This is a genomic window from Xylella fastidiosa (assembly GCF_011801475.1).
GTDB lineage: Bacteria > Pseudomonadota > Gammaproteobacteria > Xanthomonadales > Xanthomonadaceae > Xylella > Xylella fastidiosa.
This window is the reverse complement of the sequence record NZ_CP044352.1, coordinates 1,226,504-1,249,133: the sequence shown is the minus strand read 5'-3', so window position 1 is coordinate 1,249,133 and position 22,630 is coordinate 1,226,504. Positions and strand designations below refer to the sequence as shown.

Genomic DNA, 22,630 nt, shown 5'->3' with positions numbered 1-22,630 from the left:
GTTGCAGGTTTGCTAGCAATTCAATAGCGCTCATTGAACAGGGAGCGATACTCTGCTCACCGTTACAGTGTACCGTGGCAGATCACTGACAGATCACAGCACCTTTGTGACATTGCCGCCACTTAGAACTCAACCAATCCGACTCAAACCATCCATGTAAGGACGCAACACCTCCGGCACCGTAATCGAACCATCAGCATTCTGATAGTTCTCCATCACCGCAATCATCGCACGGCCAACAGCGACACCAGAACCGTTGAGTGTGTGTACCAATTCCGGTTTGCCGGTGACAGAATTGCGCCAACGGGCTTGCATGCGTCTGGCTTGGAAATCACCGCAGTTGGAACACGATGAAATCTCGCGATACATTCCCTGCGACGGCAGCCAAACTTCCAAGTCGTAGGTTTTGGTCGCAGCAAATCCCATATCACCGGTACACAGCAGGATCTTGCGGTAGGGCAGTCCCAGCATTTCCAACACTGTCTCTGCGCAGCGAGTCATACGATGGTGCTCACCTTCACTGTCTTGCGGTTTACATACGCTGACCAATTCGACCTTCTCAAACTGGTGCTGACGAATCATGCCACGCGTATCACGACCACCGCTGCCTGCCTCGGAACGGAAACACAATGAGTGTGCAACCATACGCAACGGCAGGCGATCCGCCTCAATAATCTCGTTACGTACTAAATTAGTCAGTGAAATTTCAGAGGTCGAAATCAAATAGCGCCGATGCTCACCGAGCTGAGTACTGAACATGTCCTCTTCAAATTTCGGTAGTTGACCAGTCCCATGTAAGCTGTCTGCATTGACAATGATTGGGACATTGACTTCTTCGTATCCATGCTGGCTAACATGTAAGTCAAGCATGCACTGCGCCAGTGCGCGATGCAGCCGTGCAATGGGGCCACGCAATACAGTGAAACGCGCACCGGATAGCTTGGCAGCACTCTCGGCATCTAACCAACCATGACACGCACCCAATTCAACATGATCCTTGATGGCAAAATCAAACGTACGTGGCACTCCCCAACGGGCCTGCTCTACGTTGTCACGTTCATCGGCACCCAACGGCACATCTTGCTGTGGCAAATTGGGAATATCCAAGGCCACTTTCTCTAATTCAGTACGGATTTCCTCCAACGCTATCTCCGAGGCTTTTAAATCATCACTAAAAGCGGCAACCTCAGCCATTAACGCAGACACATCTTCACCCTTGCTCCTGGCTTGGCCAATCGCCTTGGATTTACTGTTACGCAGGGATTGCAACTCTTGGGTATGCACCTGGATACGTTTACGTTCGCTTTCCAATGCTTCAAGGGCTGCAACATCAAGAGTGAAACCGCGTACAGTCAACAAGCATTCAGCGAGTTTCGCAAGTTGTTGACGGAGTAGAGTCGGATCGAGCATAGAAGCATCACGGTGCAATGGATCGGATGATGATTATGACCCGTTAAGGGGCATCAATGCCTCCGGCGTACATTCATCTGCGCTATGAAATAATGGGAAGATTCGTCCAGGCCTATGTCCCATGTACGACCGCCGTATTTATTCCTCCCCTCCCACCCTCCCCGCGCATACATTCAAAATTACCGGCATCGCATTTGGTATCGGTATACTCTTATTTTGTTTTTTTTGGATGACAGGACGCAGGCAAGGCACTGCCACCGATACTCGGGTAGCACCGGTGGCCGAAAGTACGCAGACGCTTCCTCCGTTACCAGCACCGTTGCCAGCAAAAGGCAATGTTGCTGCCAATATGCCCAAGGCACCATCAGATCCGCTCCCAGAGAACGACCTGGACACAAACAACGGAGCAATCAGCGACACGCTTCCCGAATCCATCCCGTCAGTTCCCAACGACGCAGCAACGCCTAATATGTCGGCGCAAGCACAGATGCCGACCGCAACAACATCAACCCAGAACGCAGCAACAACGGCTGCCAGCAGCCAACCCACTCCTATCCCTGGAAAAATGCCACCACCTGACTATCCAGTCGAAGCGGCGGCACGTGGCGATCACGGTACCGTCACGGTGCGAATACTGGTGGATGCCGAAGGTGCTCCCAGTGGTGTGGAAATGGCTAAAAGTAGCGGCTCGCGTGACCTGGATAATGCTGCACTGCAAACGGTACGCAACTGGCGCTTCAAACCAGCGCGTAACAGCAACGATCAGCCGGTACCGGGGAGCATTGAAATCCCATTCGAGTTCAATGTCGGGCAGTAATCTCACTACTTTGCTCGTTAACGCCACATGGCAAGGCATCACCTGCTGATCTTGGTCATCAACCCAGCAGGCCGCTTCTTGACCACTTCGGCACAGCAGCATCGGCGTAGAAATCACGGGGGGGTTCTTTTGATTTTACGAATTGGCTGGCAAAGCAGGGAACGTACAACAATCATCGCAAAACCCCATATTATTTGTTGATTTAAAAAAATTTCCCGATCAAGGTTTCCGCAACTTACCGACTATCTCCCGTTGGTGCTCACTTGGTCGGCTTCACTATATTTCACCCACGGGCCGATACACCCGCTGAGTGATTTGCTGCTGAGTGTGGCCTAACAGCTTGCTGGCATGTTCCAACGGTAGTTCACTGGCAGCCTTGGGGTGAATATCGCGGAACTGAAAAATAAGAATTCTTTTTGCTAAATCCACTTCGCCCAATTCAGAAGCGGCCTCCGCAGCAGCAGCTCGCGCACGTTGAAATTGGACTCGCAAGGGCTTGCTGCCTAGCCCAACGCCTTTCGATGTGGAGACGAGAGAAAAGCCGACAACCTTACGTTTGCGTGCCTTGATACGGTCGATCACTTTTCCTAATACTGTACGTATGCCGTCACCCTCCAAAAGGATTCGCAGCTTCTTTTTTGTTTTGTTGTACCTCAAGCGAGCCATCTCTAATATCCGTAAAGCGCATCTTGAGGACATCAGCAGGACGTTGGCCGGTTAAATAGGCTAAATCCATTGCATCTTTGAGTTCTTCACACGCCTTGGCATATACGGCGTTCCATACAGCAGCATCAGCGTAGAAATCACGGGGTTTTTCTTTGATTTTGCGAATCCCTTTCACTTGGTTTTCTTTATTGGTGTAGCCCCATTCACGCGCCATAGTCCACACGCTGGAAAACACACTGAGTTCCCGGTTAGCGAGTACCGGCGCAGTGCGTGCGCGTTTGTCGCGGTACTGTGCAAGCTGCTGCGGGGTCACTGTATGGATATTCACGTCGCCGAATACTTTGCGTAGTGTGATAATGCAGCTTTTAATTTGGTACCGGGTCGCACGCGCTTTAGTGGGAGCCACTTCGCGCAAATAGCGATCAAATATAAAGCCAAGTACTTCTGTTTCTACGGGGGCCTTGCAGCACTCCAGCTCCGCCCATTGACGCTTTGCTTCGTTTAAATCACCACCCAACGGAATTTCAACGCGCCGCCCTTCGGTAGTGCGCCCGTTGTAGTAAAACGACTCCCACACTTTTCCGCTTTTTAATACGCGGGTACGGCGTAACATCTTGGGCGGTAAATCTTTGTGGCTTGATTTTGGGCGCATTGTGCTGCTTTCTAGTCATCTAGCGCAGCAAAATTAGGAAGCTTTACCGGGCGTATACCAGCCCCTGCCATGTGCAGCGACTCACCGGCGACGCACAAACGTGCATACCAACACCCCACAATCGGGCGTCCAGATGCGTTGATCACATAACACCAGCCTTCGCTGTCTAACCATTTACGTTGGCCAGTTACGTTGGCCAGCACATATCTTGTAACCGGTTAGCTCGCACACTTCATTAGCGGTTAAAAATTCTGATTCTCTCGAGGCCGTTTCGTCCGATTGTGTGGTACCAACAAATCGGTAATTGTAGGTGTCGCTCATCGCGTCATTGCTCCTTGTGATGTGAGTTGTTTATATGTTTCTCTGCGTTTCACCGCTTCCAGCAGCAGGTCCTGTACTTCGCGTTTGGATTCACGGCGGACCATCACCAATTCATCCACCGTATCTGCTGCCACGATGTGGTGAATGAAGACGGGGGCGATCATGTCCGGCTTGCGCCTGACGTGTGGGGCCAATGCGTTCGATGATTTGTTGGTAGTGCTCTAGATCCCCGTGGACTGGGCGCAGTTTGTGGACTACGCCAGGCGCGATGTGGCGGCCATGCGGGACGTGGTGAAGCGCTTGCCGTCCCACAACTACACGGGGGCGGAGCTGGCGCTGTGGTTTCTGGACCAAACTATTAATGACCGAGGCGTTCTGGTCGATACGGACTTAGCGCAGGCCGCCATCGGCGCTGTGGAACGCGCCAAGCAAGCACTGGCCGAGCGCACCAGTGACCTCACAGCAGGAGTGGTGCAGGCGGCAACCCAGCGCGATGCACTGTTACACCACCTGAGCACCGCGCACGGCGTGGCGTTGCCGGACATGCAGCAACACACGGTAGAGCGCTGCCTTGACGATCCGCTGTTGCCAGAGACGGTGCGGGAACTGCTGTCCATCCGCAGGCAAGCCAGCACCACCAGCACCGCTAAGTATCAGGCGCTGCTGAACTGCACCAGCCGCGATGGCCGCCTGCGCGGCACGCTGCAATTCAACGGGGCCAGTCGCACCGGACGGTGGGCGGGGCGGCTGTTTCAGCCGCACAACCTGCCCCGCCCCACGCTCAGCCAAGAAGCGATCACGGTTGGCATTGATGCCATGAAAGCCGGTTGTGTGGATTTAGTATTTGACGATGTCATGGCGCTGACCAGCAGCGCGCTGCGCAGCTGTCTGATTGCACCAACCCATAAAAAGCTGGTCGTGGCCGATCTGTCCAACATTGAAGGCCGCGTGTTGGCGTGGCTGGCCGGTGAAACCCCCAAGCTGCACGCGTTTGGTGAGTTTGATACCTGCCAAGGGGTGGATGGTACATGGCACAGCGGCGAGGCCATCACTCACGGCGCACTGCGCGGGGCACCGATCACCTTGCAATGGAATGCCGAGCACGCGCCTATTCGCAAAGGGGACGACATTTACAAGCGCGCCTACGCCCATTCATTCGGGATAGCGCCCCAGGCCGTGACCAAGCAGCAACGCCAAATCGGCAAAGTGCAGGAATTGGCCTTGGGGTATGGCGGCGGTGTCGGGGCCTTTGCCGCCTTTGCGGCCATGTATCACATTGATTTGGAGGCGATTGCTGGATACTACCCCCCGCCCATTTCCACACATGAAACTGCTCCGCCGCACCAGCCACATCACCGGCATTAAGCTTGCGTAACAGCGTCGAGCGGTGGAACGCACCCGCACCAATGTTGAAGCTCAGCGATACCAACGCATCAAATTGATGTTGCGCCAAAGTCACCTTCACATGTCGCCGTACCGCTGGCTCAAATTCTTTCGCTAAGCGTGCACGTAACCGCGCATCTGCTTCCTGCTCATTGGTAAGCCGCAACCCTGGTACGACGTGCTTGCCCGTCTCGCCATAGCCAATCGTCAACACACCACCAGGACAGGTGTACGGACTCAGCTTGCAACCCTCAAAAAACTTGATGAGTGCAATGCCTTCTTCGCCAATGGTCTGCATGGGGGGACTCCAGTACGCAAAAAACCGCTCGAAGGCGGTATGAGCCAAAAAAAATCCCGCTAAACAGCGGGGATTAGAACGCGCTTCACTCAGCGGCGTGTTACGTGCTATCTGCTAAACGCTGCTTCGTTACATCGCAGTACCACGGTGATAGCTCCATCCCAATAAACCGATGTCCAGCACGCAAGGCGGCAACGCCGGTTGTGCCGCTGCCTGCAAATGGATCAAGGACCGTAGAGGCAGGGGGGACGATCTTTACCAGATGCTCCATCAGCGCTAACGGCTTCCCCACTTGGTGCCGCTTTTCGCGGGGGGCTGTGCCGGTAGCAAAAACGCCTACCGGCGTGACCGGATGCGCTTTGGGATTCATCAGGCCGCAGGACGCCCAGACGATAAATTCAGCTTGGCTGCGAAACCGGCCTAGCTGGGGACGACATGCAGGCGTCTTATCCCATACCACAATGCCCTGCCACGCCCAGCCTGCACTCTGTACGGCATCGGTGAGCGTTGGCAGCATCCGCCAATCAGTAAACACTAAAAGCACACCACCAGGGCGCGTGACGCGGCGACACTCTGAAAGCCATTGGCTGGACCACGCTAAAAAACCTCGGTGGTCGCGGAAGTCGCAATCAAAATCAGGGGCAACGTGTTTCGTGCCGTTGTTGATATATTTTCTTTTCGTGGGCTTGAAGCGATCCGCCATCCGCATCGCACCGGAACAGTACGGCGGATCGGTAATCACCGCGTCCACGCTGGCGCTGTCTATGCCGCAAAGCAGCCGCAGTGCGTCGCCTTGGTGCAGCCTGTACGCAGCAGATGACGCAACAATCATAAGGTTTTAGTGCCTAAAATATATGAATGATAGGCTATCATCGCACCCAACAGTATGTGACCGTTATAACCCATTGTTTTATAATGGAATTATCATAAGAAAACTACGATCATTTCCGCAATCGTTTCCGCAACTTATTTAGTAATTTTACTAAATAGTTTCCACGCTGGCGAAAACGGACAGAAAAAAACCGCCTTTAGGCGGTTTTCATGGCTTTATCTGAGTTAAAAAGCCCCGCGCTGCGTTAAGGGGCAGAAGGGGGCAATGCATCCATGCGTTCGGTGACAGGTCCTTGGACGGCCACGGCAAGAGCAACGTGTGTATCTGGTTTACTGCTGTTCGTCTGTGTATTGCCCCAGCGCGTGCGGGCTTTGCTGGTTGCGGCGGGGAAAAGACGCACTATGACGATGCCAAACCAATTGGCACAACGGGATCGTGGCTATCCTCTGTGGCAACCACACTTCCCTTGTTTTTCTTAGATGACATCGCAATGCAGCATCTGCCTGACATTGTCCCCCTGTTGTTTCAGTGAAACGTCGGACGGACAATAGGATGTACTGGTTCAATAGAGCTGAAGATCCAAACAAGCACACTTGGCTGGCGCTTCCTCAGTGAATCGCGTTAGCCTCAACGGCTTTGGTGCTGTCAATCGGCAAGGGCGAAGCAATGTGTGCAACATCATTGGAATATGACGGATAACGCACCAATCACATTTGATGGAAAAAGGTTCGCCGCACATCTGAGTACGGCGCCTGGCGTCTATCGTATGTACGCTGCTGACGACACGTTGTTATACGTTGGCAAAGCAGGGGCGCTGCGCAAACGCGTTGCCAGCTATTTCAATGGCACTCCAAAAAATACCCGGCTGACCGCCATGCTCGCCCAGGTGGTACGCATGGACGTCACCATCACGCGCAACGAAGCCGAAGCCCTGCTGCTGGAGAACCAGCTCATTAAATCACTGACTCCGCGCTATAACGTCTTGCTGCGAGACGACAAGAGTTATCCATACGTACTGCTGACACGTGAGGCATGGCCACGCATTGCACTACATCGCGGCCCACAGATCGTTCCAGGCCGCTACTTCGGCCCCTATCCTGGGGTGACCGCGGTACGCGACATGCTGAATCTCATACACAAACTATTCAAACTACGCAGTTGTGAAGACAGTGTGTTCCGCAACCGTTCGCGACCATGCCTGCAATATCAAATTGGACGTTGCAGTGCACCATGTGTCAACGTGGTCACACACGATAATTACACTGAGGCAGTACACCGTGTGACGCTGTTTCTTGAAGGGAAAAGCGATCTGCTTGCAGAAGAGTTGATACAAGCAATGCAAGTTGCCAGTGAACATCTGGAATTCGAGCAGGCCGCGCGGTTGCGCGACCTGCTCACCTCATTACGCAGCATGCAAAATCGGCAATACGTGGACGGACGCGCCGCAGATTTAGATGTGCTGGCCTGCGCGGCTCTATCCGGTCACGCCTGCGTACTGCTGCTCAGTTTCCGTGATGGCCGCAATCTTGGCACACGTATGTTCTTTCCCAAGACAAATGGTGAAGAACGCACCGCTGAGATACTCAGTGCCTTTGTCTCTCAATACTACGCGGAGTACCCACCTCCACCGGAGATCCTGCTGGACCAAGAAATCCCCGATCACACACTCCTGGAAGCCGCATTCAGTCGTTCCAGCGCACATAAAATCAGCCTACGCTGGAACGTCCGTGGTGAGCGTGCCGGTTACGTCGAGTTAGCCGTACGTAACGCTCAAGTAGCCTTATCCACCGAACTCACCAGCCAACGTGCCCAGCGGGTACGTAGTGAAGCAGTACGTCAACTGCTCGGTCTGGAGGGGCCGATTAAGCGTGTAGAATGCTTCGACATTAGTCACACGATGGGTGAGGCCACGGTTGCCTCCTGTGTGGTGTTTGATGCTGTTGGTCCGGTACGTTCCCAGTATCGGCGTTACAACATCACTGGCATTACCCCTGGTGACGACTATGCAGCAATGCGTCAGGCCATCGAGAGGCGCTTCCGCCGTGCGGTTGAAGAAGACAAACAGGGAGAACGACCGGACGTGCTATTCATTGACGGTGGTGCTGGCCAGTTGGCACAAGCCAAGATGGCACTCAACGCTGTTGGGGTGGAAAGCGTGCTGCTGGTCGGCGTGTCCAAGGGCGAAGAGCGCCGTGCAGGACACGAGACGCTGATTATGCTGGATGGACAGGAGCTGCATCCTGGAGCAGCTTCACCCGCGTTGCAGTTCATCCAGCAGGTGCGTGACGAGGCACACCGATTTGCAATCACTGGACACCGCGCACGTCGGCAAAAAACGCGGATGACCAGTAAATTAGAAGACATTCCTGGAATCGGCTCACGCCGCCGCGCCAATCTTCTCAAGCATTTTGGTGGACTGGCGGGAGTCAAAGCTGCTGGCCAAACCGAGATTGCCAGGGTGGAAGGCATCAGTACTGCGCTGGCAGCCAAGATTTACGCCAGCCTGCATGGACTATCGAAAAATGATGCAGCAAATGCGTCGAGGGTGTCATGAAATTGACCGTCCCCACTTGGTTAACGCTGCTACGGATCGTGATGATCCCTGTGCTCATTGTGGTGTTCTATCTACCTTATCAATGGAGCAATATTGTCGCTACGGGAGTGTTTGCGATCGCTGCAATTACCGACTGGCTTGATGGATGGATCGCACGTCGTTACGCGCAACATTCGTTATTGGGTGCGTTTTTAGACCCAGTTGCGGACAAATTGATGGTGGCCATCGCATTATTTCTCATTGTGCAAGGTCACCCGACACCGTCGATGGCATTTTGGGCAGCAGTGATCGTTAGTCGTGAAATTGCAGTGTCAGCATTGCGTGAGTGGATGGCCGAAATTGGTCATCGTGCCAAGGTGCGTGTAGCTGTCCTTGGCAAAGTGAAGACGACGGCTCAAATGATTGCGGTACTGTGTCTGCTCTATTCGGTGACACCCGAGAAGAAGGCGATCCATCAAATATGGTTTGGCCACTTGATCTTCCAAGTCGGTTATTGGACATTGCTGATTTCCGCGTTACTGACACTGTGGTCTGGTTTCCAGTATTTGCACGCTGCCTGGCCTAGTTTACGTACCGGAAAACCTGTAGTGATTAAAACGCACATCAGCAAGAACCGACAAAATTAATAGTTGACAGCATTCGTCAAGCGTGTAGGATTTCGTGGCCCAAGCGGGAATAGCTCAGTTGGTAGAGCGCAACCTTGCCAAGGTTGAGGTCGCGAGTTCGAGCCTCGTTTCCCGCTCCAATAAAATCAATAGGTTGCGCAATCTTATCAATATTTGATTTATTGACTGGCGCGCAGCTTGCCCATATAGGCGTCAATAGCGCCAACAACATCTGCCATATAGTCGTCACCCCTGTATTTGGCGTACCCCCCCCGTAATCCCACTATATGCACGGTGCCGCAAGCATCCATTGAATGTTCTCCGCAGCCACGCCTGCAGAGCATAGCTCGGTAGACATCGTGTGACGGATCACCTTTTGAACGGTGTCCTTGGGTAAGCCTGCCCACGTCCGTAATGTGAGCGCCACGCAGTTCTGAAGTTCGCAACGGATTTACTGCGCAAGCGCACCAACGGCCCACTGTCTACTGACAATATTCATCAAAACGATGGCTAAGCCATCAGCCAGAAACTAAGCTAGGGCCCCCTGAAACAAGCGAGAGCCCCCCTAAAATCGCTTCCGCTTGCGGTTTTTCGAACACAATAAAATCAATGCGTTATGTAAAAAAATTACAACTAACTGATTGATAAGTGCAGGTCAATAAACCTGATAAAGACTATTTACACGGAGACATCATATCCAAGTGACCCACCTTCAGTGGTTGCACAGGCATTACATTATCGAGCAATCCAGTCTCATCTATGGTGTCTTGGTCAGCGAGCTGGACTCTTCTGTGGCTCCCTAGAAGACCCACTATCAGAGGGTACGAAAATCGCGATACCTGCCGCTTGCTTTCGCATGGTAGGAATACCAACACTCAAACCACTGGCGATACTTCCAGCAAAGCTTCCAGCACCGATCGACACGCCGCCACCGGAACGCTGTGAGCCGACACCCACCAAGACCACGCCATTAGCACCAAGTTTGGCTGCCTCACGCTTGAGTTGGGCTATCGCAGCATCCGTTTGAGCTTGACTGCCAAATCCAGAACCGCTGATCGATTCAAGCTGTGCGATCTCTATAGCATTGGCAGGAGCATTCGAGTAAATGCGTACTAACGCTGGATCAATCGGTGTACGCGCTGAGCTTAACATTACTTTAGAAGTGCTGGCACAACCAACCAAAACGAGAGAGAAAAGAGTGGCGATCACAAAACGCAAAGACATGGGCATGGAACTCCTGAACTAAAACTAATGCCGTAGTGGAAATGATGTGAGTAGGTCACTGAACCTGGAAAGACTATCTTAACGTGATTGCCATCACTCATTATTATCTGGAGGTATTAGACATGACGCAGTCGTCACCATGCACCAAGCATAACGTGAGGACCGATCTTCCGCCGAAAGCGTCTTCATAGGGAAACGCCATGAAGATCATTGCTCACTGGGCATGATCGAAAGGGTCCGCCCACTCCAAGCGGATATGCTCGTGTCTTGGTTGGTCCTGACTCTTCTCCAAACCCTCATAAGGCAAACGCGTAGCAGAAGGTACGAAAATCGCGATACCTGCGGTTTGCTTCCGCATAGCAGGGATACCAATATTCAAAGCACTGACGATACGGCTAGCAAAGCTTCTAGTATCGGAACGTTGGGAGGCACCTCCCACCAATATCAGACCATTAGCACCAAGTTTGGCTGCTTCACGCTTGAATTGCGCTATCAAAGCGTCCCTCTGGGATTGACTTCCAAATTCAGAACCACTGATCGATTCAAGCTGTGCGATCTGTACGGCATTGGCAGGAAGATTAGGATAAATGTTTACTAATGCTGGCTCAATCGGCTCACGTGCCGGGCCTAACATTACCTTGGAAGTAATGGCACAACCAACCAAAGCGAGGGCAAAGAAAGTGACGATCACAAAACGCAAAGACATGGTCATAGGACTCCTGAACGAATTCCATGGTCACTGAACCTGGGAAAGATCACCTTACAGTGATTATCCTCACATATTTTATATGCTGCGACATCAGGCATCAGACAGACTTCACCATGCACCAAACACACCTCGGGAACCTACTTCCGAACACTCTCAATAGAGACATCCAATGAAAATCATTGCTCCCTCGACATGATGGAGAGAGTCCGTTAACTCCAAACGGATGATGTAACCGCGACATTACGTCCCATAAGCACCATCACAGAGCCGCATATAATGATTGTCATAATAGACTCATTCACCTGATGCAGATTGTAGACCTCTGTATACGATCGTCCCCTCTGCGGTTCACCAGGCTGGCCCTTAATTTAACGTCCCGCACAACCTAATCCAATCGACTTACCTATCCAAATGACCGCAACCGGACCATGAACATTAGGAGAGTGAGGTCAATACACATTGACTCTCATCCCTCTTGCCTCCGTTTCGATCAGTATTCAACCATCAGCCCTTAAAAACACTGGCACAAAATATTGCTTTCCCAATCGTGACAACCACATAACAACTGAATGTCACGCCCCACCCCATCATTCACATCAACTCAATCATGGCCTATCCACATTACCGTCCACGGCGTATGCGCCGTCATCCCTTTATTCGACGACTGATACGCGAATACACCTTGACTGTGGATGACCTAATCTGGCCGGTCTTCGTGCATGGCCTACCCGGGCGGACACCCATCGCATCAATGCCTGGTGTAGAGCGGCTCTCACTGGATGCACTGCTCCATGAGGCCGAACACGCATTAACTTTAGGTATTCCACTCATCAGCTTATTCCCGGTCATTGATCCGGCATTGAAAAGCCTTGACGCCGCCGAAGCATGGAACCCAGATGGCTTAGTACAACATGCAGTACGTGCACTTAAAACACGCTTCCCAGAGATCGGCGTCATGACAGATGTCGCACTAGATCCATACACCACACACGGGCAAGACGGAATCATCAACTCACAAGGCTACGTACTCAACGACATCACCGTAGAAGCACTGGTAAAACAATCACTCTCGCATGCACAAGCAGGTGCAGACATCATCTCACCCTCTGACATGATGGATGGCCGCATCGGTGCGATTCGCAAAGCCCTAGACACTCATCCAAACTTCGTAGATACCAGCATCATGGCTTATTCGGCCAAATACGCATCGGCATTCTACAACCCGTTTCGGGATGCAGTGGGCAGCGCGACCAACCTTGGTAAAGCCGACAAAAAAACCTATCAGATGGACCCGGCTAACAGTGACGAAGCACTCCGTGAGATTGCCTTGGACATCGAAGAAGGCGCAGATATGGTGATCGTCAAACCTGGATTGCTTTGCTTGGATGTAGTACGCCGGGTAAAAGAGACATTCCGGATGCCCACTTACGCATATCAAGTCAGCGGCGAGTACGCCATGATCAAGGCTGCTGTATCCAACGGCTGGTTAGAAGAACGCAGCGGTGTGCTGGAAACGTTAATAGCATTCAAACGTGCCGGTGCAGATGGCATATTGACCTACTTCGCACCACAAGTAGCAAGCTGGTTGCGTGAAGGTAAATCGGAGGATTAAAGACGCACGCTCAACAATGGGAATATCACCTCACCACCTGGAAACACAGCGACACTGCATCGGCCATACACGCTTGATCAAATCAGAGGATAGCTCCACTCCAGGGCTTACAGACAGCGTTCCCAGCATAGCTACATCAATAAGAAACAGTATTCACGTTTGATTGGTACACCGCATTGCACACATAAATAGCAACGTGCTGTACTACAGTAGCTCAGCACGGCACGCAACGTTAGCAGTTTACCGTCAAGAAACCACATGAAGAAATACATGCACAGCTAGTGCGTCCTGAAGAAAAACGGGAGATGCACAGCAGGATGCGGAAACTCCCTGTCTAAACACAACGAGCGGCAGTTTCCCTATATGATGCATCCGCATCATTGATCATGTGTTTACTGGAACCATAGACGCTGTATCCAGAAATCCATACACATGTTCAATAAGGCCGCCTCGGGTAACATACTTCTTTTTGCGATGCTACCCGACGCGGCCTTAATGCGACAGAACCGTTTTCGTTCCACTGAGCGTCAACCCCCTAACAGCGCGGACATTATCACCAGCGGTTAGTGATTTTCATAATTCGAGATTTCTATAAGATTAAGGTCAGGATCACGCAGATATAGTGAAGTTATAGCACCGCACGCCCCCGTCCGGGATACCGGACCATCGACAATCACAATGTCGTTTTTTTCTAAAACCTTCTTTATCTCATCAATTGAGTAAGAACTTATCAGGCAGATATCCAGGGAACCAGGAACAGGAAGATGCGCTTTAGGCTCTATCTCTTTACCATATTCGTGAACGTTTATTTTTTGTTGTCCAAACTTGAACGCGATTCTGTTATCACCAAACTGGATCAGCTCCATTCCCAGTATACGAGTATAAAAATCAGAGCATACTTTGATATCCCTAGTGGTGATAACAATATGATCAATGCAACTTATCATTTACAACCCCTTGTTTAATAAAATCACTTGCTACACTAAATGGCGAACAGTATTTTCGCCAGTTAGCTTCTAATCTAAACATTCTGTTGACGGAAATTTCTGCGGTTCCATTCCAGCGTAAAACCCAAAAACTGGCCTTTTTGCGCATTATCACCCAACAGGCCTTACCTCATAAGGCTCTTCATCGCCACTGCTCGTGGTTAGGAAACCCCCAAAGGGTCGATTGAGTTTCCTAACCATAAACAGGTCGTTCTGCTCAGAGAGCGAGCCGATGCATGAACACCAGAGGTAATTCAGCTTGCTGCCCAGCTTCGCGCTGATGCCCAGCTGGCATCCCTTTTTGAGAAGCCACTCAATATCAGGGGCAACATCATGCGAAAAACGCCGTTGCTTCAGCGCGGTACCCAGCCAGCGGGTGAGAAAGAGGTTTTCCTGCGCCTGTGACAACACATCGCCATTCTGTCTGGCCAGTGCAAGCGCCACCAGGGCGCACCACGCCAGATGACCCAATTTTTCTGTCAGCGTCACTGCGTGTCCTTCTCCTTAAATCCTTCTGTCGCCTGCATTATCCCGCCGATATTATTGCGCAGTGTGTCCGCTGGTACCTGGCTTATGCCCTGAGCCTACGCAATGTCGAGGAAATGATGGCGGAGCGTGGTATTGCCGTGGACCATTACACGCTTCACCGCTGGGTCATTCGCCTGCTGCCGTTACTGGATATGGCATTTCATCGGCATAAACGTCCTGTGGGAAGTCACTGGCGAATGGATGAAACGTACATAAAAGTCAAAGGTCAGTGGAAATACCTGTACCGTGCCGTCGATACAGCAGAGCAGACCATTGATTTTCTGCTGACTGCCCGACAGGATGCCGTTGTGGCGCTTCGTTTCTTTCATAAGGCCATCCGTCATCACGGTGAACCCGAGGTGGTCGCTATCGATAAAAGTGGTACTAACACCTCAGCTTTGGCCGCGCTCAATGCCGACAAACCCGATGAGGAAGCAATTCAATTAATATCAGGCAAAGCAAGTACCTGAACAACCTGATTGAGCAGGATCACCCAAGTATTAAACGTCGGAGTCGACCGATGCTGAGATTCAAATCGTTTCGACGGGCACAGACGATCCTGGCCGGCATAGAACTGCTCCGCATGATACGAAAAGGGCAATATCAACACCTGCAAAGTGAGGAGCTATCGCCTGCGGAACAATTCTACCTGCTAGCGACCTAAATAACCGCCAACGCAACTTTTGCCAACTTCATGTCACTAATGCGACAGAGCCGTCGCTGCCGCAACAATAGACATGCTGTACGCATCCACTCATTCATCCCACTACCCGTGCTGCAAGGTCTCCGCTCCCCATGAATCATTCCCGCTCTCATGCCCTCTTTGTCCAGGCCCAAACACGCATCCCTGGTGGCGTTAATTCACCAGTCCGTGCGTTCCGCTCAGTTGGCGGCGAACCGTTCTTCGTTGCACGTGCCGACGGCCCTTATCTGTTTGACGTCGACGGCCACCGCTACATTGATTATGTCGGCTCTTGGGGACCGATGATCGTCGGCCACAACCATCCAGCGGTGCGTGAAGCAGTGCAAGTGGCGATTAGCAACGGCCTGTCCTACGGTGCCCCATGTGCCGCCGAGGTGACCATGGCAGAAACCATTGCGCGGCTCGTGCCATCCTGCGAAATGGTGCGCATGGTCAACTCTGGCACTGAAGCCACATTGTCAGCGATCCGACTAGCGCGCGGTGCCACTGGACGCAATTACATCGTTAAATTCGAAGGCTGTTACCACGGCCACGGCGACTCATTCCTAGTCAAAGGCGGCAGCGGCATGCTGACCCTTGGCATACCAAGCTCACCAGGGGTGCCTGCCGAGCTGAGCAAACTAACGATCACGTTGACTTACAACGATTTCGATGCGGCCACGGCACTGTTTGAGGAGATGGGACACCACATCGCGGCCGTCATTGTTGAACCTGTCATCGGCAACGCCAACTGCATTCCGCCGCAACCAGGCTATCTGCAACATTTACGCACCCTGTGCACCCAGTACGCAGTGCTGTTGATCTTTGATGAAGTCATGACCGGCTTTCGCGTCGCACTTGGCGGCGCGCAAGCGCTGTACGGAGTGACACCGGACCTGACCACCTTCGGTAAGATCATCGGTGGCGGCATGCCGGTCGGTGCCTATGGTGGCCGCCGCGATCTGATGCAACACATTGCCCCAACCGGTCCAATCTATCAGGCAGGCACCCTCTCCGGTAACCCAGTGGCAATGGCGGCTGGTCTGGCCATGCTGGAGCTAATACAGGCTCCGGATTTCTATACGCATCTGAGCAACGCCGCCGCAGCCCTGTGTACCGGTTTGCAACAAGCAGCCAGCCAGGCAGGCATTGCAATGACCACACAACAGATTGGCGGTATGTTCGGACTGTTTTTTACCGATCAACAGGTGGAAACCTATGCCCAAGCGACCGCCTGCAATACCGACCGCTTCAACCGCTTCTTCCACGCGATGCTGCAACGCGGCGTGTTTTTTGCCCCATCAGCGTATGAAGCAGGATTTATCTCCAGCGCCCATTCACCAAACATCATAGAGACCACGCTGGAAGCTGCGCGTACAGCCTTCCAAACAATAGCCAACGAAGCAGCGATCCTGAGTAAATCAGAAACACCTATAAAAATGCGATGACTAAATAAAGTAAAACGCACTTCAGCAACGCACCAAGAAAGTGAGCCTATTGCAGACATTACTGTTTTCAGCAACACAGCATATTGCCGCACCGCTCAACCCAATGTTGTGGTCATCGGAATCGCAGCACGCGGACGCTTGGCCAATTCCGCCGCCAGACAGGCAGCAACAGCAGCATAGGCTTGCCCAACGCTCCCTTTAGGTGCAGCAACCGTAATCGGCTGACCCAAATCACCATGCTCGCGAATTACAATGTCCAATGGCAATGACCCAAGCAATGGCACATGGTAGTGCTCTGCCATCCGCTGCGCGCCTCCTTCACCAAACAGATGTTCCACATGTCCACATTGTCGGCAACAGTGCATCGCCATATTCTCGACGATACCAAGGACCGGTACATTCACCTTTTCAAACATTTTCAGCGCTTTACGCGCATCCAGCGTGGCAATGTCCTGGGGTGTGGTCACAATGACAGCACCTGCCACAGGAATCTTCTGCGATAAGGTCAGTTGGATATCACCAGTGCCCGGCGGCAAATCAATCAACAGATAGTCAAGATCACCCCACAAAGTGTCATTGAACAATTGAGTCAGCGCAGAGGTGGCCATTGGACCGCGCCAAATCATCGGGGTATCAACATCAATCAGCAGCCCGATCGACATTGCCTCAATTCCAAATGCACGCAATGGCTCAATCAATTTATTGTCTGGACTCTCCGGACGCCCACTTAAACCCAGCATCGCCGGCACACTCGGCCCGTAAATATCTGCATCCAGCAGCCCCACCCGAACACCCGTCCGCTGCAACGCAACAGCTAGATTGACCGCAATCGTTGACTTGCCTACCCCACCCTTGCCCGAACCAACCGCAATGACATTACGCACGCGTGGATGTGGAGAGAGACCAGTTTGGACAGCGTGGCGGCTGACTCGGGGAAATGTGTTACTCAATTGCAGGGGCGCAGCACAAGCGCGCTCATCGGTGGTGACGCCGCCATCTTCGCTCATTCGCAGGATTCAGCCAAGAGGCAGCCTGCCCGCGATACAACATCGCATGGCACCACATGATGGCCTGCTCAACCACATTCCATACGTATATATCAGCAATGAACCTCTGCACCACTCAGCATCAACATTCCACAGCAAGCACAGCAAAAAGACATCTTCTGCCCCAGAAGCAATGTATAGCTTCATTTCGCGCCATATTCGATCTGTAGCGCCCTCCCCTCACCCGCAGTTACTACACATTCGTGCAGCGCCAAGCAGGGACAACCCGATACAATAAAATCAGCTGCGGCTACTGCAATTTCAGGGAATGTGAGAAACACAACGTGTCACCTCAATCCACATGAATCAGCCGAAGTATGAATGTGCCCCACATGAGCACAGAAAAACGCCGTTGTTTTTGATGTCGTTTGACTTGATTTCATAGGAAAGTCTGGATGAGTCTCGAAATCGTGCCTTTTGTAGTTGCTATTCCCGCACGTTTTTCCGCATCACGACTGCCTGGAAAACCGCTACGCCTGCTTGGTGGTCGCCCACTGATTCACAGGGTAGCCGAACGGGCACTTAGTACAGGGGCACGAGAAGTATGGGTTGCAACCGACGATGTACGCATCGCTGAGGCCGTTGCTTCTCTGGACGGTGTCCACGTGGCGATGACCGCAAACACTCACCTATCCGGGAGCGACCGTTTAGCCGAGTGCGCACGCATCGCCGGATGGGATCCTGAGGTGTGCGTGGTCAACCTACAGGGCGATGAGCCGTTCGCACCAGCGGCGGGGATCCGTGCTGTAGCGGCATTGCTGCATCACAGCAACGCCGACATGGCAACGCTCGCAACGACCATCGACAAGAGCGAAGACCTGTTCAACCCGAATATCGTCAAACTAGTGTGCAATACACATGGAGAAGCGTTGTACTTCAGCCGTGCACCGATCCCATGGAATCGGGATACCTTCGCCACAACGCGTGAACCAACGCCATTGGGTCCGTGGCTACGCCACATCGGTCTCTATGCCTGCAACGCTGGGTTCCTGCAACGCTTCACCACGATGCAACCGGGGACCTTGGAGCAGATTGAATCGTTGGAACAACTGCGTGTGCTGGAAGCAGGGCATCGGATCGCGGTCAGGATCACTCCGGAACATTTCCCGCCCGGTATCGATACCCCAGAAGACTTAGCCAAAGCCGAGAAGGCATTGGAGGATGTATGAGATTGTTGGTCGTTTGCCTGGGTAACATTTGTCGCTCCCCAATGGGCGAGGGAGCATTACGCAAGCACATCACCGCAAGCGGTAAAAACGAGGAAATCGCAGTCGACTCCGCTGGCACCAGTCACTGGCATATAGGCCAGCCACCAGATGCCAGTGCAGTCCATTGCGCACGCAGCCACGGTATTGACATTTCCACACTGCGCGCCCGTCAGGTACACCATGCGGATTTTGAGCACTTCGACTGGCTACTCTGCGCCGATGCGTCGAACCAATGCGACCTGCTCCGCTTAGCGCCCCCCGGGACAGCCCATAAGATCGTCCTGTGGTTACCTTGGGCAGGAATCACACAGGAACGCGAAATACCGGATCCATACCTTGGTAACGCGAAAGACTTCGAACATGTGTGGCAGTTGATTGACACGGCTGCACAACGCAGCTTGGCACGACTCACACGTACTTAAAACGCGACATCTCCATCCCAATAACCATCCCAATAAACCGATGTCCTGCACGCAAGGCGGCAACGCCGGTTGTGCCGCTGCCTGCAAATGGATCAAGGACCGTAGAGGCAGGGGGGACGATCTTTACCAGATGCTCCATAAGCGCTAACGGCTTCCCCACTTGGTGCCGCTTTTCACGGGCGGCTGTGCCGGTAGAAAAAACGCCTACCGGCGTGACCGGATGCGCTTTGGGATTCATCAGGCCGCAGGACGCCCAGACGATAAATTCAGCTTGGCTGCGGAACCGGCCTAGCTGGGGACGACATGCAGGCGTTTTATCCCATACCACAATGCCCTGCCACGCCCAGCCTGCACTCTGTACGGCATCGGTGAGCGTTGGCAGCATCCGCCAATCAGTAAACACTAAAAGCACACCACCAGGGCGCGTGACGCGGCGACACTCTGAAAGCCATTGGCTGGACCACGCTAAAAAACCTCGGTGGTCGCGGAAGTCGCAATCAAAATCAGGGGCAACGTGTTTCGTGCCGTTGTTGATATATTTTCTTTTCGTGGGCTTGAAGCGATCCGCCATCCGCATCGCACCGGAACAGTACGGCGGATCGGTAATCACCGCGTCCACGCTTGCGCTGTCTATGTCGCAAAGCAGTCGCAGTGCGTCGCCTTCGTGCAGCCTGTACGCAGCAGATGACGCAACAATCATAAGGTTTTAGTGCCTAAAATATATGAATGATAGTCTATCAATACATCTAGCAGGATGTGGCCATTATAACTTATTGTTTTATAATGGAATTATCATAAGAAAACTACGATCATTTCCGCAATCGTTTCCGCAACTTATTTAGTAATTTTACTAAATAGTTTCCACGCTGGCGAAAACGGACACAAAAAAACCGCCTTTAGGCGGTCTGTGATTTTAAATAAAAAAGCCCCGTTGAGAGTGGACAGGACGGGCCTCCATGTGCGGCTAAAACGATGAGTGACTCCAGAATACGTGCCACCCCCATTCCAATAACGCATTGCGCTACTATCGCAACATGTTACTACTGGAGTATGGCAATTCAATCCTTAGCATGTCAGCACACAGAATCGCTCTTCAATGGCAAGCGCATTCCTCGGTTCGTCAATATCGAAACTGTTGCTATGCGTAAACTTGCGATGCTACATCGTGCTGCTCATGTCGATGATCTACGCATTCCTCCCGCTAATCGGTTGGAAATGCTGAAAGGTCACCGCAAAGGGCAATACAGCATCCGTATCAACGATCAATTTCGTATCTGCTTCACCTGGACCGTTGCAGGCCCTAAAAACGTCGAAATCGTGGACTATCACTAAGAGGCTGCTATGCGCACTGTTCCATATCCCACTCCAGGAGACATCCTGCTCCATGAATTCCTTGAACCCATGGGCATTACCCAATACCGCCTTGCTAAGTCCATTGGCGTGCCACAACGGCGTATTGGCCAGATTGTCAGCGGTGATCGCGCTGTCACTGCCGATACGGCATTGCGTCTGTCAAAGTTCTTAGGCACATCCGATGGTTTCTGGCTCGGATTGCAAATGGACTACGACGCTGCCGCCACAAAAGACAAGCTCGCCGAAACACTCAGCAAAATCACTCCTTGGCATACTCAAGCCGCTTAAAACGGTACACCACAGCAGAGAGTACACAGCACCACTCAGGCGCGTACAGTAGGGGTGAAAGTGCGGGGGCATCAATCCCGCACTACGCTCCAGTCCAATAAAACACATCACATGGGTATGGAACGACTTATTTCTAGGACGGCTTACACGTACAAAATAATGAAGGAGAATTTCTTTTATCAGGTGTGGACTTCATGCTGAATCGCTTGTTCTACAAATTGGTTCAAACTGATGCCCTGTGCTGCTGCGGCTTCAGAAGCCAAAGCATGCAGTTCAGGAGAAATCCTTGCATTGAACTTCCCTGAGTAGCATTTACGTGGTTCCACGCTATCTTCTTTGCAGGCTTCCAAAAATACCTTCAGAGAAATAGCTCCTTCTCGACGAAGACCCTTAAGGTCTTTTGCATAGAAATCAGCACCACCATTGATACCCACAAATTCACCGCGAAACATGTCGATCTCCGGATCATAGGTAATGATGGCTTTAAAGCTCTCAATAGTCATGATGTTCTTCATGGTGTAACTCCGTTCGATTTCAACCAAGCTCGGATTGATTCAACAGCACCCTTGTCAGTGTTAGGAGAAGGGTGGGGCCGGTGGAATATCCGACGTTCACCGAACAGTCGCACCAACATACGAGAACCTTCACGTTCTTCTACTTTCGCTCCAAGCTCCACGAACAGCGCTTCAATATCGCGCCATTGAATGTTGGCCGAAACAGGGCGTGTGTATATAGCGCTGAGAGTTTTAGCGTGCTTACGCTTCATAGATTATATGGTACTATAATATAGTACCTAATGCGAGAGGTCAACGAGCACATCACGCAGCATCTGTCTGCAACGCCTCTTGCAACTGCGTCGCGGCCTGTCGTTCCGCAACACCCATCCGCTCCAACAGCCACTCATACAGGCCGCGCCATGTCGTGCGGTAGGTGGATTCGTCCCGGCCAAGGGCAGCGGCACGCTTGCGGTCACTGGCGGGAACCGCACCGCTGCCCCCGCACGCCGTGCACACCTTCACCAACGCCCCTACACGCCGTTCCCCCCGACCATGACAGCAGGGGCATAACTGCGGCGTGGACAGCTCACCCACCACCGCCGCAACCAGTACCGGTAACATCTCCAACGTCGCCTGCGGCCACAGGTGGGCTTTGAGCTTGTCCAGCCGCTCCTGCGCACGCCTGAGCGCCGCCTGCTGTGTGCTTGTCGTTACTCGGGTCCACCCCATGCACGCTTTGACAATGCCCACATCGGTACGCGCTTCCAGCAAGCGCTGCTGCTGCCGTCGAATCTCCGGCACCACCAAGGCCACCGCCGCATCGCGCAAGGGGCTACGGCGCAACGCTGCGCCATCCGGCCACCAGCACGCTTGCAGTACCTCACGCCCCAACCCCGCAGGCACCAGCCCCAGGGCATGGGCAATGTCTTGCGCTGTCAACTCAGGCACTCCACCAGGTAGCGTGTCGTAGCGGATCGTGCTCGGGTTCAAACGAGCCAGTAAGCGTCGCGGATCAGTCATGGCGGATGTCCTGTGGGTTTTACGTCAAAAGCGGTGACCAGAAGCAGTCACCAGGCGCTTCATAGCGCT

At 52.6% G+C, this 22,630-nt stretch carries 27 protein-coding genes, 1 tRNA gene and 3 pseudogenes; 12 read left to right on the top strand and 19 right to left on the bottom strand.

Going from position 1 to position 22,630, the window contains the following annotated elements; translation table 11 throughout:
• Window positions 1-129: 129 nt before the first annotated feature.
• On the bottom strand, window positions 130-1,410 hold the full coding sequence (gene serS / locus F7G16_RS05510; protein ID WP_004088264.1) for a serine--tRNA ligase: 1,281 nt from the start codon (window positions 1,408-1,410) through the stop codon (window positions 130-132).
• Window positions 1,411-1,531: 121 nt separating this feature from the next.
• Here serS and F7G16_RS05505 point away from each other — a divergent pair, with 121 nt between their 5' ends.
• Window positions 1,532-2,227, top strand: coding sequence for an energy transducer TonB (locus F7G16_RS05505; protein ID WP_004088263.1), 696 nt, complete (start codon window positions 1,532-1,534; stop codon window positions 2,225-2,227).
• 276 nt (window positions 2,228-2,503) lie between these two features.
• Here the strand turns inward: F7G16_RS05505 and F7G16_RS12135 are convergent, their stop codons facing one another.
• The 7 genes and pseudogenes from F7G16_RS12135 to F7G16_RS12715 all read right to left on the bottom strand — a co-directional run bounded on the left by F7G16_RS12135 (window position 2,504) and on the right by F7G16_RS12715 (window position 5,490).
• The gene (locus tag F7G16_RS12135) at window positions 2,504-2,809 is read right to left on the bottom strand and encodes a site-specific integrase (RefSeq protein ID WP_225621673.1); all 306 of its coding nucleotides are present in this window, start codon (window positions 2,807-2,809) and stop codon (window positions 2,504-2,506) included.
• Between the two features lie 25 nt (window positions 2,810-2,834).
• Window positions 2,835-3,545, bottom strand: a complete 711-nt coding sequence (locus tag F7G16_RS05500; RefSeq protein WP_004088262.1) for a phage integrase — start codon at window positions 3,543-3,545, stop codon at window positions 2,835-2,837.
• Between the two features lie 11 nt (window positions 3,546-3,556).
• A pseudogene (locus F7G16_RS12720) lies at window positions 3,557-3,866 on the bottom strand (DUF4224 domain-containing protein).
• Window positions 3,863-4,094, bottom strand: a pseudogene (locus tag F7G16_RS05490) (hypothetical protein); the annotation flags it as partial. The pseudogenes F7G16_RS12720 and F7G16_RS05490, both read right to left, overlap by 4 nt.
• A 273-nt stretch (window positions 4,095-4,367) precedes the next feature.
• Window positions 4,368-4,655, bottom strand: coding sequence for a hypothetical protein (locus F7G16_RS12635; RefSeq protein ID WP_330848581.1), 288 nt, complete (start codon window positions 4,653-4,655; stop codon window positions 4,368-4,370).
• 48 nt (window positions 4,656-4,703) lie between these two features.
• Entirely contained in the window at window positions 4,704-4,922 is a 219-nt protein-coding gene (locus F7G16_RS12630; RefSeq protein WP_330939741.1) for a hypothetical protein, read from the bottom strand.
• Window positions 4,923-4,974: 52 nt separating this feature from the next.
• On the bottom strand, window positions 4,975-5,490 hold the full coding sequence (locus tag F7G16_RS12715; protein ID WP_425527305.1) for a lysozyme: 516 nt from the start codon (window positions 5,488-5,490) through the stop codon (window positions 4,975-4,977).
• On the opposite strand from F7G16_RS12715, the gene F7G16_RS12125 reads away from it, so the two are divergent.
• Window positions 5,428-5,610, top strand: coding sequence for a hypothetical protein (locus tag F7G16_RS12125; protein WP_228446185.1), 183 nt, complete (start codon window positions 5,428-5,430; stop codon window positions 5,608-5,610). The genes F7G16_RS12715 and F7G16_RS12125 overlap by 63 nt on opposite strands.
• A 37-nt stretch (window positions 5,611-5,647) precedes the next feature.
• On the opposite strand, the gene F7G16_RS05475 is transcribed toward F7G16_RS12125, so the two are convergent.
• Together F7G16_RS05475 and F7G16_RS05470 are read right to left on the bottom strand one after the other, a co-directional pair.
• Window positions 5,648-6,379: a DNA-methyltransferase gene (locus tag F7G16_RS05475; protein WP_004089563.1), complete on the bottom strand. Its 732-nt coding sequence runs from the start codon at window positions 6,377-6,379 to the stop codon at window positions 5,648-5,650.
• 244 nt (window positions 6,380-6,623) lie between these two features.
• Entirely contained in the window at window positions 6,624-6,779 is a 156-nt protein-coding gene (locus tag F7G16_RS05470) for a hypothetical protein (protein ID WP_155115072.1), read from the bottom strand.
• Window positions 6,780-7,067: 288 nt separating this feature from the next.
• Here F7G16_RS05470 and uvrC point away from each other — a divergent pair, with 288 nt between their 5' ends.
• The 3 genes from uvrC (at window position 7,068) to F7G16_RS05455 (ending at window position 9,678) form a co-directional block, all read left to right on the top strand.
• Window positions 7,068-8,933, top strand: coding sequence for an excinuclease ABC subunit UvrC (uvrC, locus tag F7G16_RS05465; protein ID WP_004089558.1), 1,866 nt, complete (start codon window positions 7,068-7,070; stop codon window positions 8,931-8,933).
• The gene (pgsA, locus tag F7G16_RS05460) at window positions 8,930-9,559 is read left to right on the top strand and encodes a CDP-diacylglycerol--glycerol-3-phosphate 3-phosphatidyltransferase (RefSeq protein WP_004089556.1); all 630 of its coding nucleotides are present in this window, start codon (window positions 8,930-8,932) and stop codon (window positions 9,557-9,559) included. The genes uvrC and pgsA overlap by 4 nt, the downstream gene beginning before the upstream one ends.
• A gap of 43 nt (window positions 9,560-9,602) precedes the next feature.
• Window positions 9,603-9,678: transfer RNA gene (locus F7G16_RS05455), tRNA-Gly, on the top strand.
• Window positions 9,679-10,309: 631 nt separating this feature from the next.
• On the opposite strand, the gene F7G16_RS05450 is transcribed toward F7G16_RS05455, so the two are convergent.
• Both F7G16_RS05450 and F7G16_RS05445 read right to left on the bottom strand, forming a co-directional pair.
• Window positions 10,310-10,768 (bottom strand): outer membrane protein assembly factor BamD, encoded by a 459-nt coding sequence (locus tag F7G16_RS05450; RefSeq protein ID WP_011098051.1) that lies wholly within the window; start codon window positions 10,766-10,768, stop codon window positions 10,310-10,312.
• Window positions 10,769-10,976: 208 nt separating this feature from the next.
• Window positions 10,977-11,474, bottom strand: coding sequence for a hypothetical protein (locus F7G16_RS05445; protein WP_011098052.1), 498 nt, complete (start codon window positions 11,472-11,474; stop codon window positions 10,977-10,979).
• Window positions 11,475-12,078: 604 nt separating this feature from the next.
• Here F7G16_RS05445 and hemB point away from each other — a divergent pair.
• Complete coding sequence (hemB, locus tag F7G16_RS05440; RefSeq protein ID WP_004089540.1) at window positions 12,079-13,083, top strand: porphobilinogen synthase; 1,005 nt, start codon at window positions 12,079-12,081, stop codon at window positions 13,081-13,083.
• Window positions 13,084-13,646: 563 nt separating this feature from the next.
• Here the strand turns inward: hemB and F7G16_RS05435 are convergent.
• Both F7G16_RS05435 and F7G16_RS05430 read right to left on the bottom strand, forming a co-directional pair.
• The gene (locus tag F7G16_RS05435; RefSeq protein ID WP_004089538.1) at window positions 13,647-14,030 is read right to left on the bottom strand and encodes a VOC family protein; all 384 of its coding nucleotides are present in this window, start codon (window positions 14,028-14,030) and stop codon (window positions 13,647-13,649) included.
• A gap of 150 nt (window positions 14,031-14,180) precedes the next feature.
• Window positions 14,181-14,558: a DUF2913 family protein gene (locus F7G16_RS05430; protein WP_038233122.1), complete on the bottom strand. Its 378-nt coding sequence runs from the start codon at window positions 14,556-14,558 to the stop codon at window positions 14,181-14,183.
• Here F7G16_RS05430 and F7G16_RS05425 point away from each other — a divergent pair.
• Window positions 14,558-15,261, top strand: a pseudogene (locus F7G16_RS05425) (IS6 family transposase). The gene F7G16_RS05430 and the pseudogene F7G16_RS05425 sit on opposite strands and share 1 nt — an antisense overlap.
• Window positions 15,262-15,392: 131 nt before the next feature.
• Window positions 15,393-16,727, top strand: coding sequence for a glutamate-1-semialdehyde 2,1-aminomutase (gene hemL, locus F7G16_RS05420; RefSeq protein WP_004089531.1), 1,335 nt, complete (start codon window positions 15,393-15,395; stop codon window positions 16,725-16,727).
• A gap of 95 nt (window positions 16,728-16,822) precedes the next feature.
• Here the strand turns inward: hemL and apbC are convergent, their stop codons facing one another.
• Window positions 16,823-17,734 carry an iron-sulfur cluster carrier protein ApbC gene (gene apbC, locus F7G16_RS05415; RefSeq protein WP_004089529.1) on the bottom strand — a complete coding sequence of 304 codons (912 nt, stop codon included), beginning with the start codon at window positions 17,732-17,734 and terminating at the stop codon, window positions 16,823-16,825.
• A 434-nt stretch (window positions 17,735-18,168) separates the two neighbouring features.
• Here apbC and kdsB point away from each other — a divergent pair, with 434 nt between their 5' ends.
• Both kdsB and F7G16_RS05405 read left to right on the top strand, forming a co-directional pair.
• Entirely contained in the window at window positions 18,169-18,942 is a 774-nt protein-coding gene (gene kdsB / locus F7G16_RS05410; protein ID WP_004089528.1) for a 3-deoxy-manno-octulosonate cytidylyltransferase, read from the top strand.
• A complete protein-coding gene (locus F7G16_RS05405; protein ID WP_011098056.1) occupies window positions 18,939-19,403 on the top strand; it encodes a low molecular weight protein-tyrosine-phosphatase in 465 nt (154 codons plus the stop codon). The genes kdsB and F7G16_RS05405 overlap by 4 nt, the downstream gene beginning before the upstream one ends.
• Here F7G16_RS05405 and F7G16_RS05400 read toward each other — a convergent pair.
• On the bottom strand, window positions 19,390-20,103 hold the full coding sequence (locus F7G16_RS05400; RefSeq protein WP_011098057.1) for a DNA-methyltransferase: 714 nt from the start codon (window positions 20,101-20,103) through the stop codon (window positions 19,390-19,392). The two genes, F7G16_RS05405 and F7G16_RS05400, sit on opposite strands and share 14 nt — an antisense overlap.
• 350 nt (window positions 20,104-20,453) lie before the next feature.
• Between F7G16_RS05400 and F7G16_RS05395 the strand changes: the two genes are divergently transcribed.
• Window positions 20,454-20,735: a type II toxin-antitoxin system RelE/ParE family toxin gene (locus F7G16_RS05395; RefSeq protein ID WP_011098058.1), complete on the top strand. Its 282-nt coding sequence runs from the start codon at window positions 20,454-20,456 to the stop codon at window positions 20,733-20,735.
• A 9-nt stretch (window positions 20,736-20,744) separates the two neighbouring features.
• Entirely contained in the window at window positions 20,745-21,044 is a 300-nt protein-coding gene (locus tag F7G16_RS05390) for a HigA family addiction module antitoxin (RefSeq protein WP_004089519.1), read from the top strand.
• Window positions 21,045-21,223: 179 nt separating this feature from the next.
• Here the strand turns inward: F7G16_RS05390 and F7G16_RS05385 are convergent, their stop codons facing one another.
• Genes F7G16_RS05385 through F7G16_RS05375 form a run of 3 tightly spaced genes read right to left on the bottom strand, consistent with a single transcriptional unit; the run spans window position 21,224 to window position 22,561 of the window.
• Window positions 21,224-21,559, bottom strand: a complete 336-nt coding sequence (locus F7G16_RS05385; protein ID WP_004085025.1) for a type II toxin-antitoxin system HicB family antitoxin — start codon at window positions 21,557-21,559, stop codon at window positions 21,224-21,226.
• Window positions 21,556-21,810: a type II toxin-antitoxin system HicA family toxin gene (locus F7G16_RS05380; RefSeq protein WP_004089517.1), complete on the bottom strand. Its 255-nt coding sequence runs from the start codon at window positions 21,808-21,810 to the stop codon at window positions 21,556-21,558. The genes F7G16_RS05385 and F7G16_RS05380 overlap by 4 nt, the downstream gene beginning before the upstream one ends.
• A gap of 52 nt (window positions 21,811-21,862) precedes the next feature.
• Window positions 21,863-22,561 (bottom strand): DnaJ-like cysteine-rich domain-containing protein, encoded by a 699-nt coding sequence (locus tag F7G16_RS05375; RefSeq protein WP_011098059.1) that lies wholly within the window; start codon window positions 22,559-22,561, stop codon window positions 21,863-21,865.
• Window positions 22,562-22,630: the final 69 nt, after the last annotated feature.

Excerpts from the sequence above, each read along its gene's own strand:
- F7G16_RS05500 (WP_004088262.1), bottom strand. The coding sequence starts at position 3,545 with ATGCGCCCAAAATCAAGCCACAAAGATTTACCGCCCAAGATGTTACGC.
- F7G16_RS05395 (WP_011098058.1), top strand. The coding sequence starts at position 20,454 with ATGGCAATTCAATCCTTAGCATGTCAGCACACAGAATCGCTCTTCAAT.
- hemB (WP_004089540.1), top strand. The coding sequence starts at position 12,079 with ATGGCCTATCCACATTACCGTCCACGGCGTATGCGCCGTCATCCCTTT.
- F7G16_RS05385 (WP_004085025.1), bottom strand. The coding sequence starts at position 21,559 with ATGAAGAACATCATGACTATTGAGAGCTTTAAAGCCATCATTACCTAT.
- uvrC (WP_004089558.1), top strand. The coding sequence starts at position 7,068 with ATGACGGATAACGCACCAATCACATTTGATGGAAAAAGGTTCGCCGCA.
- F7G16_RS05450 (WP_011098051.1), bottom strand. The coding sequence starts at position 10,768 with ATGCCCATGTCTTTGCGTTTTGTGATCGCCACTCTTTTCTCTCTCGTT.
- F7G16_RS05400 (WP_011098057.1), bottom strand. The coding sequence starts at position 20,103 with ATGATTGTTGCGTCATCTGCTGCGTACAGGCTGCACGAAGGCGACGCA.
- serS (WP_004088264.1), bottom strand. The coding sequence starts at position 1,410 with ATGCTCGATCCGACTCTACTCCGTCAACAACTTGCGAAACTCGCTGAA.
- F7G16_RS05445 (WP_011098052.1), bottom strand. The coding sequence starts at position 11,474 with ATGACCATGTCTTTGCGTTTTGTGATCGTCACTTTCTTTGCCCTCGCT.
- hemL (WP_004089531.1), top strand. The coding sequence starts at position 15,393 with ATGAATCATTCCCGCTCTCATGCCCTCTTTGTCCAGGCCCAAACACGC.
- F7G16_RS05405 (WP_011098056.1), top strand. The coding sequence starts at position 18,939 with ATGAGATTGTTGGTCGTTTGCCTGGGTAACATTTGTCGCTCCCCAATG.
- F7G16_RS05475 (WP_004089563.1), bottom strand. The coding sequence starts at position 6,379 with ATGATTGTTGCGTCATCTGCTGCGTACAGGCTGCACCAAGGCGACGCA.
- F7G16_RS05390 (WP_004089519.1), top strand. The coding sequence starts at position 20,745 with ATGCGCACTGTTCCATATCCCACTCCAGGAGACATCCTGCTCCATGAA.
- F7G16_RS05435 (WP_004089538.1), bottom strand. The coding sequence starts at position 14,030 with ATGATAAGTTGCATTGATCATATTGTTATCACCACTAGGGATATCAAA.
- kdsB (WP_004089528.1), top strand. The coding sequence starts at position 18,169 with ATGAGTCTCGAAATCGTGCCTTTTGTAGTTGCTATTCCCGCACGTTTT.
- pgsA (WP_004089556.1), top strand. The coding sequence starts at position 8,930 with ATGAAATTGACCGTCCCCACTTGGTTAACGCTGCTACGGATCGTGATG.
- F7G16_RS05375 (WP_011098059.1), bottom strand. The coding sequence starts at position 22,561 with ATGACTGATCCGCGACGCTTACTGGCTCGTTTGAACCCGAGCACGATC.
- apbC (WP_004089529.1), bottom strand. The coding sequence starts at position 17,734 with ATGAGCGAAGATGGCGGCGTCACCACCGATGAGCGCGCTTGTGCTGCG.
- F7G16_RS05505 (WP_004088263.1), top strand. The coding sequence starts at position 1,532 with ATGTACGACCGCCGTATTTATTCCTCCCCTCCCACCCTCCCCGCGCAT.
- F7G16_RS05380 (WP_004089517.1), bottom strand. The coding sequence starts at position 21,810 with ATGAAGCGTAAGCACGCTAAAACTCTCAGCGCTATATACACACGCCCT.